Origin of the sequence: uncultured Thermus sp., assembly GCF_938010445.1 — a bacterium.
Lineage (GTDB): Bacteria > Deinococcota > Deinococci > Deinococcales > Thermaceae > Thermus > Thermus altitudinis.
Genome location: NZ_CALLUR010000165.1, coordinates 1 through 9,104, shown reverse-complemented (window position 1 = coordinate 9,104; position 9,104 = coordinate 1). Strand labels below are relative to the sequence as shown.

The window sequence follows — 9,104 nt, the reverse complement described above, 5'->3', positions numbered from 1 at the left end:
GTGAGGAAGCGCTCGGCGAACTGGGGGTAGCGGGCGAAGCGGCTTTCCGGCGGGATACCTTCATCGTACCGTCCGGTGAGCATGCCCATGGCCAAGGGGCTCCAGACCACCAGGCCCATGCCGAAGCGCTGGGCTTCGGGGAGGATCTCCCCTTCCACCCGCTCGCGGTAGAGCATGGAGTACTGGGGTTGCTCCACCACGGGCGGGTGGAGGCCATTTTCCCGGGCGAAGGTCACTGCCTCAGCAATCCTGGCGGCGGGCCACTCCGAGGTACCCCAATAAAGGGCATAGCCCTTCTCCACGATGGTGTGCATGGCGTAGACGATTTCCTCCATGGGCACCTCGGGGTCATAGCGGTGGGCGAAGAAGAGGTCCACGTAGTCGGTCCCTAAGCGCTTTAAGCTTTGGGTAATGCTTTCCAGAAGGTGCTTGCGGCTTAGGCCCCGGTCGTTGGGATCCTCCGACATGGGCCAATAGGCCTTGGTGGAGAGGACCAGGGTGTGCCGGGGAAACTCTGAGAGCACCTCCCCCATCACCTCCTCCGCCAGGCCCCGGGCGTAGACATCGGCGTTGTCAAAGAAGTTGATCCCGCCCTCGTAAGCGATCCTCACGATCTCCCGGATGGTTTCCTTGTCCTTCACCACATCCCCAAAGGTGACCCAGGCCCCTAGGGAGATCTCGGAAACCTTGAGGCCCCACTTGCCCAGCTTGCGGTAGCGCATCTCGCCCATGGCCCCCTGAGTTTACCCCTGGGGTCCGGCGGTGACCAGTGGGTCAGTCCTCCACCTCCAGCACCCCACCCGGGGCCTGGAAGCCGATCCCCTTGTGGGTGCCGTCGCAGAAGGGCTTGTTGGCCGAGCCCCCGCAGCGGCACAGGAAAACCCGGGGCCTTTCCAAGACCTCCTCCCTTTCCCCTATCCGGATCCGGAAGCGTTTTCCCTCTAGCCGGATGGGGCCGTTTTCCAGGAACTCGAGCCGCATGGGGCCATTTTAGACCCTGGGCGTTGGGCCAAGTGGTATGCTCGGTCCAACTATGAAACGCCTCTTGCGGGTTTTAGCCTGGCTTCTGGGCCTGGCGGTTGCGGCCCTTGGCCTTTTGGCCTTGGGGGCCTACGTGACCTTGCGGGCTTCTTTGCCTCAGGGGGAAGGGCGTATGGCCCTAAAGGGCCTGGATGCCCCGGTGGAGGTGGGGCGGGATGGAAGGGGGGTGGTGCGCATCCGGGCCCAAAGCCTTGAGGATCTCTTCTTTGCCCAAGGCTTTGTCCACGCCCAGGAGAGGCTTTGGCAGATGGAGTTCCAAAGGCGGGTGGGCCAGGGAAGGCTTTCCGAGGTGCTGGGGGAGGCCACCTTGGCCCAGGACCGTTTCTTGCGGACCTGGGGCTTTTACCGGGCGGCCCAAGAGGCCTACGAGAGGCTTTACCCTGAGGAAAAAGTGGCGGTGGACGCCTATGTGGCCGGGGTGAACGCCTTCTTGCAAAGCGGGGCGCCCTTGCCCCCGGAGTTCCGCCTCCTTGCTTTCCGCCCCGAGCCCTGGACCGGTCCCGACGTTCTGGTCTGGGCCAAGATGATGAGCTTTGACCTCAGTGGCAACTGGGAGGAGGAGCTTTTGCGCCATCGCCTCCTGGCCCGGGGGATCCGCCCGGAAAGGCTTCTTGAGCTTCTCCCCCCGTACCCCGAGGAGGCCCCCACCGTCCTCCAAGGCGAGGACCTAAGGCTTCCCCTGAACCGGGAAGAGGCCCCGGCAGCCCTTCTCCAGATGGCCCCGCCCCGCTTTATGGAGGCCAGCAACAACTGGGTGGTGGCGGGAAGCCGCACCACCACGGGGAAGCCCCTTCTGGCTAACGACCCCCACCTGCGCCTGGGGGCGCCAAGCCTCTGGTTCCTCATGGCCCTGGAAGCCCCCGGTTACCAGGTCATCGGGGCCAGCCTTCCCGGGGTCCCCGGTATCGTGATCGGGCGCAACGACCGCATCGCTTGGGGCGTTACCAACGTGGGGGCGGACGTGCAGGACCTCTACCTCCTGGAGGACGTGGAGGGCCAGGGGTACCGCTACCAGGGCCAGGTCCTTCCCTACCGGGTGCGGGAGGAGCGCATCCGGGTGAAGGGGGGTAGGGAGGAGACCCTCCAGGTGCGGGAAACCCTGTACGGTCCCGTGATCACCGACGCCCTGGAGGACCCCCCTAAGACCCCTATGGCCCTGCGCTGGGTGAGCCTGGATGCGGAGGACCATATCCTCATGGCCTATCTGGGGATCAACCGGGCGCGTAACTTTCAGGAGTTCGTGGCCGCCCTAGGCCACTACTCCGCCCCCAGCCAAAACTTCGTCTATGCCGATGTGGAGGGGAATATCGGCTACATCGCTCCTGGGAAGTTCCCCATCCGCAAGGAGGGGCACACCGGGATGGTGCCGGTGCCGGGCAATGGGGCGTGGGACTGGCAGGGTTACCGCCGGCCCGAGGAGTGGCCCCAGGTGCTGAACCCCCAAGAGGGCCTTATCGTCACCGCCAACAACAAGGTGACCCCCGAGGGCTTTCCCTATGCCCTCACCTACGACTGGGCCGAGCCCTATCGGGCAGAGCGCATAAGGGAGCTCCTCCTGGCCAAGGAAAAGCTTTCTCCCGCCGATATGCAGGCGGTTCAGCAGGACCAAAAAAGCCTGCTTTTCCGGGATTTCCGTCCTGTTTTGGAGCTTCTAAATCCCCTTTCCGAAAGGGGCCGGGCTTGGAGGGAGAGGCTTTTGGCCTGGGATGGGGTGATGGGCCAGAACTCGGAGGAGGCCTTGGTCTTCGCCCTGTGGTACACGGAGCTCACCCGTCTGCCCGCCCAGGAGGTGGGGGAAGCCTTTTGGGATGAGCCCCGGTATCTCCTGAAGGCGCTTAAGGAGGGGGACAAGAACTGCGACCAGCCGGAAACCGAGTACCGGGAATCCTGCCTGGATTTTGCCGCCTTGGCCTTGGAGAGGGCTTTGGACCGGAAGGAGGCCCTTAAGGTGCGCTCCTGGGGGGCGGTGCACCGGGCGGTCTTCCCCCATGCGGTTCTCACCCATACCCCTTTGAAGCGCTTTACCGACAGGATGGTTTCCTTCGGCGGCGACCGGTACACGGTGAACGTGGGCCCCTTTGATCCCACCACCCTTCTCATGAGCCACGGGCCCAGCTACCGCCAAATCGTGGACCTTGCCCAGACAGAAGCCTCCCTCTTCGTCCACCCCATGGGCCAGACGGGGCATTTCCTATCCGCCCATTACGCCGATCTCCTTCCCGGGTGGGCCCAGGGCCGCTACCTTTCCATGGCCTTCCGGGCGGAGAGGGAAAAGGTTCTGCTTTTGGAGCCGGGGCGGTAGGGTTGGGCCACCCCGGCCAATCCTCTTTTCGGGCCACGCTCCTTGGGCCCCTACGGAGCACGATGTGGCGAGAAACGGGATCACTCCTCCTTCTCTAGCTTCTGGAAATGCTCCAGCACCTCCCGCACCCTATCGTGGACCCAGTAGGCCTTGCGCCCGAAGAGGAGTTCAATGGCCTCGTCCACCCCTTCCACCGCATAGAGGTGGAAGCGCCCTTTCTCCACCGCTTCCACCACCTCCTTGCGCAGGGTCAGGTGGGGAAGGTTGGATTTGGGCAGGACTACCCCTTGGGTCCCTGTAAACCCTAAGGTGGAGCAGACCCGGAAAAACCCTTCCACCTTCTCCGCCACCCGGCCCACGGCCAGCACCCGGCCCGTCTGGTCCAGGCTGCCGGTGACCGCCAGGTCCTGGCGTAGGGGAAGCCCGGAGATGGCGGAAAGCACCGCCAAAAGCTCCGCCAGCCCCGCGGAATCCCCTTCAATGCCCCCATAGCTTTGCTCAAAGACCAGGCTCACCGTGGCGGAAAGAGCCCCCAGGCTGGCATAGGTGCCCCTTAGGTAGCCGGCCAGGGTGAGGACTGCCTTGTGGAAGACCTGCCCCCCCAGGCCCACCTCCCGGTCTATGGAGAGGATGCCTTCCCGCCCGGGGCCCGCCTGGGCGGTGATGCGCACCGGCCGCCCCTGGGGCAGGGGGCCTTCCACCACCACCAGGCCGTTGATCTCGCCGGTCCGCATCCCCTGGACCTCCAGGGCCACCACCCCCTCCTCCAGGTCCTTGAGGTAGAGCTCCTCCTCGAGGCCAAACCGCTCTTCCCGGGTCTGGATGGCTTCCTCCACCGCTTGGCGGTCCAGGGGACGGCGGAAGGCCTGGGCTTCCTGGGCCAGGTCCAAAAGGCGGTAAAGCCGGGCATCCAGCCTCTCCTTGTGCCCCGCCCAGCGCCGGGCCTCGTCCGCCAGGGCGGAGAGACCCTCGGGGGTCAGGGCCACCCCCTGGGCCTCTAAAAATCCCCCCAGGTAGGCCACGTTCTCCTGGGTGTAGGGGATCTCCGGGCTAAACTCCACGCGGAAGGGGAATAGCTCCAAAAACTCCTCGTCTTCCTCCAAAAAGGCCATCACCTCAGGGGGGCCCACCAAAAACACCTGGGCCTCGAGGGGGGCGGGCTTGAGGCGGGGGCCCTTGACCTCGGGCCTGGGGGCTAAGGGCTCCACCTCCTTGGTGGCCAGAGCCCGCTTCAAAAGGGTATAGCTCCCCAGCTCCCACACCCGGTGGGCCTCCAGGACCAAAACCCCCCCCGTGGCCCGGTGCAGGGCCCCGGGGCGCAAAAGCCCCAGGTGGGTGGAGAGGTGGCCCTCTTGCATCTCGTACTCCAGGTGGCCGAAAAGCCTTTCCGGACTGGGGTTAGGCTCGTAGACCACCCGGCTTCCCCCCTCCACCAGAAGGCGGGGTAGGAGCCTTTCTAGGGCCGGGGTTTCCTCGAGGGCCGCCGCCCGCAGAAGGGTTTCCGTGATCCAGTCCAGGTACCGTCCCGCCTGGGGAAAGCGCCCTTTCAACTCCAGGGCCTTGGGCAGGAGGAAGCGCTCGGCAAAACCCCGCCTCAAGGCGGCCACCTCTGCCTCCGCGCGCTGGCGCACGTCCACGTAGGCCAAGACGGTTTCCTCCAGCTTGGCGGAAAGCTCCGGGGGCAAGGGACCCTTGCCCGAAAGCCTCAGGCCCTCTTCGCCTTCCAAAAGGGCAAACCCATAGCCCTCCGCCTCCTGGGCCAGGGCCTTCAGTAGGGCTTCGGCCTCCTTCTCGTAGCGGGCCTCCACCAGGCTTTTGGCGTAGAGGAAGCCCTTTTCCCGGAAGAGGGCGGGAGTGAACTCGGAAAGGAGGGCCTCCACCCCTTCCACCAGGGCCCGGCCCTGGCCCTCCGGGAGGAGAAGGGGAAAGGCCTCCTCCCCCAAGGGCAGGTAGACCAGTTCTTCCTTGGGAAAGGTGCGCCCTTCCAGGAGGGCGAGGAGGCGTTTCCTCTTGCCTAGACCGCTTGGCCCCACCAAATAGCCGTGCCCCCCCTGGCGGAAGGCGGCCTCGAGGGCCTTTAGAGCCCGCTCCTGGCCAAAGAAGAGGGGCGCGGGCTTAGGATGTATGGGCGGGGTGAACCAGCGCAAGGGGAAGACCCGCATCGGGCTCCACTATACCCGGACGTTTGCCCCCGGGCTTTGGGGTAAACTGGCGGGCAAAGGAGGGATTCCATGGTGAAGGTGGAGGTTTTGGGGATGATCCTGGCGGGGGGGCAGGGAAGCCGCCTTTATCCCCTTACCGCCAAGCGGGCCAAGCCGGCGGTGCCCTTCGGGGCCAAGTACCGCATTATTGACTTTGTTCTTAATAACTTCGTGAACTCCGGGATCTACTCCATCTACGTGCTCACCCAGTTCAAGGCCCAGTCCCTCACCGAACACATCCAGCGCTACTGGCGCTTCGGGGCTTTTTTGGAGGACCACTTCATCCTTTTGGTGCCCGCCCAGATGTACCGCTATGAGGAGCTGGGCCCCGTCTGGTACCGGGGCACCGCCGACGCCATCTACCAGAACCTGCACCTGGTACACAACCATGCTCCCCAGGCGGTGGCCATCTTCGGAGGGGACCACATCTTCAAGATGAACATCCGCCACATGGTGGAGTACCACTACGAAAAACGCGCCGACATTACCATCGCCGCCTACCCCGTGCCGGTGGAGGAGGCCAGCCGCTTCGGGGTTTTGCAGGTGGACCCGGACTGGCGCATCACCGAGTTCCAGGAGAAGCCCAAAAGCCCCAAGCCCCTACCCAACAAGCCCCACCTGGCCCTGGCCTCCATGGGCAACTACATCTTCCGTACCGAGGCCCTCTTTGAGCTCTTAGAGGCCGATGCCAAGGAGGCCGCCTCCAGCCACGACTTTGGCAAGGATGTGATCCCCAGGGCCCTCAAGGAGGGGTATAGGGTCTTTGCCTATGATTTCCACCGCAACCCCATCCCCGGCCAGGAGGGTCCCAACCTGTACTGGCGGGATGTGGGCACCCTGGACGCCTACTTTGAGGCCAGCATGGACCTGGTCAAGGTCATTCCCGAGTTTGACCTCTTCAACCCCGAATGGCCCCTAAGGACCGCCAACCTCTTCAGCCCCCCTGCCAAGTTCGTGCACGAAACGGGGGAGCGGGTGGGCCGGGCGCTGAACAGCCTTCTGGCCGGGGGCGTCATCGTGAGCGGGGGCACGGTGCGGGAGTCGGTCCTCTTCCGCCGGGTGCGGGTGAACTCCTACAGCCTGGTGGAGCGCTCCGTCCTCTTTGACGACGTGGAGGTGGGCCGCTACTGCAAGATCCGCAACGCCATCATTGACAAGGACGTGAAGATCCCTCCCCATACCGAGATCGGCTACGACCTGGATGCCGACCGTGGCCGGGGCTTCACCGTTACCCCGGAAGGGGTGGTGGTGGTGCCCAAGGGCTACCGCTTTTAGCCATGGAGAAGCATCCGGGTAAGCTTTTCTACCGCCTTACCCGTCTTGCCCAGGGGGAGGAGCTTCCCCTAAAGCGGAAGCCCAAGGCCAAGGTCTACGCCAATCCCCTGGAAACCCAGGCCCTGCCCCCCTTCCGGGAGGAGGGGGGACCGCCTTTGTTCCGGGTGCTTTCCCAGCTTAGGCCCCTTTTGCCCGAGGTGGGCTCGGCCCTTACCCTGAAGGACCTTTCTCAGGTCCTCTATCCCTTGGCGGAGCGCTTGGGGAGGCGGGGGTTTCCCTCGGCGGGGGAGGCTTACCCCTTGGAGGTGTATTTGGTGGTGCGCCGGGTGGAGGGGGTGTTCCCTGGGGTGTACCATTACTTCCCCAAGGAGCACCAGCTCTTCCAGATTGCCGCCAAGGTGGAGGAGGCCTCCTGGTCGGAGGCCCTTTTGGGGCTGGATTTGGGGAAGGCGGCGGCCCTTTTAGTCTTCACCCTGGTGCCGGAGCGGAGCGAGGCCTTGTTTGGGCTAAGGGGGTACCGGTATGCTCTTTTGGAGGCAGGCTATGCTGCGGGCCTGGTCCTCTTGGCGGCGGTGGGCCAGGGTTTGGCCGCCTACCCGGCGGAAACCTTTTATGATGAGAGCGTGGCCCGGCTCTTGCGGCTTCCGGAAGGGGAGTATCCGGGAGCGGTGGTGATTTTGGGGCGTTAGGATTGACGGGGTATTTGGGAAGGCCTTATGGCGAGGATTCTCTTGGTGGAGGACGATCCCCAAGTGGGGGAGCTGGTTAAGCGGTTTTTGGAGAAGGAGGGGCTTGGGGTGGACTGGGCCCGCACGGGCCGGGAGGCCTTGCATCAGGTCTGGAATAGGGCCAAGCCGGACCTGGTGGTCCTGGACCGGGGGCTTCCCGATATGGAGGGCCTCGAGGTCCTCAAGGCCTTGCGGGACCTGGACCCTTGGCTCCCGGTTTTGCTCCTAACCGGTAAGGCCGACGAGGACAGCCGGGTGGAGGGGCTTCTGGAGGGGGCGGACGACTACCTGGGCAAGCCCTTCTCCCTTAAGGAACTTTTGGCCCGTATCAAGGCCCTTCTCCGCCGAAGCGGCAAGGAGGGTAGGCGGCATTTTGGCCCCTTGGAGCTGGACCTGGAGGCCAAGAAGGCCTACCTGGAGGGTCAGCCCTTGAAGCTTTCCGCCACCGAAACCAACCTCCTCTTTGTTCTGGCCCAGACCCCGGGAAGGGTGTACACCCGGGAGGAACTTTTGGAAAGGGTTTGGGGGCCAGATTTTGAGGGCTCCGAGCGGGTGGTGGACGCCTATATCCGCCTCTTGCGTAAAAAGCTCAAGGACAACCCCCAGGCTCCCCGGTTCATAGAAACCGTGGTGGGGATGGGGTACCGTTTCCTGGGCGAGTGATGGAGCGGGTGTTCGTCTACGGCACCCTGCGGCCCGGGGAAAGGAACTACCCCTTGGTGGAGGGGCGGGTGGTGAAGGTCCTGCCCGGGCACGTGGAGGGCTTTCGCCTTTTTCACCTGGCGGAGGGGCCCGGCCGTCCCTATCCTTACCCTGGCATGGTCCTTGGGGAGGGAAGGGTCTACGGGGAGGTCCTCTTTTTGCCGGAGGAGGCCCTTTCCCTCTTGGACGAGCTGGAGGAGGAGGGGATGGAGTACCGGCGGGTGCAGGTGCGGGTGGAGACGGAGGAGGGCCCCCTCTTGGCCTGGACGTACCTCTATTTGGGGGACCTCGAGGGGGCGGTGTTGGTGCCCCAAGGGGAATGGCACGACTCCCCAGGTTCCACCTAGGCGGGGCCTTGCCCGTCTAGCGCAGGTTAGAGGGGAAGCCCTTTTGCCGGCCTTGGGCGGGGTGCTTTCCAAGGGCTTCTTTTCCCAAGCATCGGGTACCGCGCCCTTGGGGATGCCCTACCGGTTCTTCACTGCACGGGGCCCCAGCCAGGCCTCATCTTGGCGACACCAGGGGAAAAGCGGGGCGCAAAAGGGTACTAAGCCTTCGGGGTAGAGGGGCTTTGGTTTGGTCCAAGCGAGCCTCGCGGGCATGTATAGTGCGCCTATGAAGGTCCTCATGGTGGCCCCTGAGGCCTACCCCCTGGCAAAGGTGGGCGGGCTTGCGGATGTGGTGGGAGCCTTGCCCAAGGCCTTGAAGCCCTTGGGGGTGGAGGCCAGCATCCTCCTTCCCTGGCACCGGGGCCTTAGGGCCAAGGGGGTAGGGGAGGTGGCCTATACCTTTGCGGGCCGGGAGGAAAGGGCCCCTTTGGGAGAGCGGGTGGAGGGAGGGGTGCGGTTTTTCCTCCTG

9 protein-coding genes are annotated in these 9,104 nt (G+C 64.5%); 6 read left to right on the top strand and 3 right to left on the bottom strand.

Going from position 1 to position 9,104, the window contains the following annotated elements; all coding sequences use genetic code 11:
- Both Q0693_RS09110 and Q0693_RS09105 read right to left on the bottom strand, forming a co-directional pair.
- Positions 1 to 731 (bottom strand): aldo/keto reductase (locus Q0693_RS09110; protein WP_298631006.1); only part of this gene is annotated, 731 nt, incomplete at its 3' end.
- Positions 732 to 774: 43 nt separating this feature from the next.
- A complete protein-coding gene (locus Q0693_RS09105; RefSeq protein WP_243031100.1) occupies positions 775 to 981 on the bottom strand; it encodes a CDGSH iron-sulfur domain-containing protein in 207 nt (68 codons plus the stop codon).
- Between the two features lie 52 nt (positions 982 to 1,033).
- Between Q0693_RS09105 and Q0693_RS09100 the strand changes: the two genes are divergently transcribed.
- Positions 1,034 to 3,343: a penicillin acylase family protein gene (locus Q0693_RS09100; protein ID WP_298631001.1), complete on the top strand. Its 2,310-nt coding sequence runs from the start codon at positions 1,034 to 1,036 to the stop codon at positions 3,341 to 3,343.
- An 80-nt stretch (positions 3,344 to 3,423) separates the two neighbouring features.
- Here the strand turns inward: Q0693_RS09100 and Q0693_RS09095 are convergent, their stop codons facing one another.
- Positions 3,424 to 5,505, bottom strand: coding sequence for an AAA family ATPase (locus Q0693_RS09095; protein WP_298630998.1), 2,082 nt, complete (start codon positions 5,503 to 5,505; stop codon positions 3,424 to 3,426).
- A gap of 69 nt (positions 5,506 to 5,574) precedes the next feature.
- Here Q0693_RS09095 and glgC point away from each other — a divergent pair, with 69 nt between their 5' ends.
- From glgC to Q0693_RS09070, 5 genes are all read left to right on the top strand, one after another.
- Complete coding sequence (gene glgC, locus Q0693_RS09090) at positions 5,575 to 6,819, top strand: glucose-1-phosphate adenylyltransferase (RefSeq protein ID WP_243031103.1); 1,245 nt, start codon at positions 5,575 to 5,577, stop codon at positions 6,817 to 6,819.
- Between the two features lie 2 nt (positions 6,820 to 6,821).
- On the top strand, positions 6,822 to 7,508 hold the full coding sequence (locus Q0693_RS09085; RefSeq protein WP_298630994.1) for a SagB/ThcOx family dehydrogenase: 687 nt from the start codon (positions 6,822 to 6,824) through the stop codon (positions 7,506 to 7,508).
- 27 nt (positions 7,509 to 7,535) lie between these two features.
- Positions 7,536 to 8,210, top strand: coding sequence for a response regulator transcription factor (locus Q0693_RS09080; RefSeq protein ID WP_243031106.1), 675 nt, complete (start codon positions 7,536 to 7,538; stop codon positions 8,208 to 8,210).
- Positions 8,210 to 8,596, top strand: coding sequence for a gamma-glutamylcyclotransferase (locus Q0693_RS09075; protein WP_298630989.1), 387 nt, complete (start codon positions 8,210 to 8,212; stop codon positions 8,594 to 8,596). Before Q0693_RS09080 ends, Q0693_RS09075 begins: the two co-directional genes overlap by 1 nt.
- Before the next feature lie 265 nt (positions 8,597 to 8,861).
- On the top strand, positions 8,862 to 9,104 hold a 243-nt coding region (locus Q0693_RS09070; protein ID WP_298630986.1), incomplete at its 3' end, for a glycogen/starch synthase.

Coding starts and splice junctions, on each gene's coding strand:
- Q0693_RS09085 (WP_298630994.1), top strand. CDS start 6,822: ATGGAGAAGCATCCGGGTAAGCTTTTCTACCGCCTTACCCGTCTTGCC.
- Q0693_RS09080 (WP_243031106.1), top strand. CDS start 7,536: ATGGCGAGGATTCTCTTGGTGGAGGACGATCCCCAAGTGGGGGAGCTG.
- Q0693_RS09095 (WP_298630998.1), bottom strand. CDS start 5,505: ATGCGGGTCTTCCCCTTGCGCTGGTTCACCCCGCCCATACATCCTAAG.
- Q0693_RS09105 (WP_243031100.1), bottom strand. CDS start 981: ATGCGGCTCGAGTTCCTGGAAAACGGCCCCATCCGGCTAGAGGGAAAA.
- Q0693_RS09075 (WP_298630989.1), top strand. CDS start 8,210: ATGGAGCGGGTGTTCGTCTACGGCACCCTGCGGCCCGGGGAAAGGAAC.
- glgC (WP_243031103.1), top strand. CDS start 5,575: ATGGTGAAGGTGGAGGTTTTGGGGATGATCCTGGCGGGGGGGCAGGGA.
- Q0693_RS09100 (WP_298631001.1), top strand. CDS start 1,034: ATGAAACGCCTCTTGCGGGTTTTAGCCTGGCTTCTGGGCCTGGCGGTT.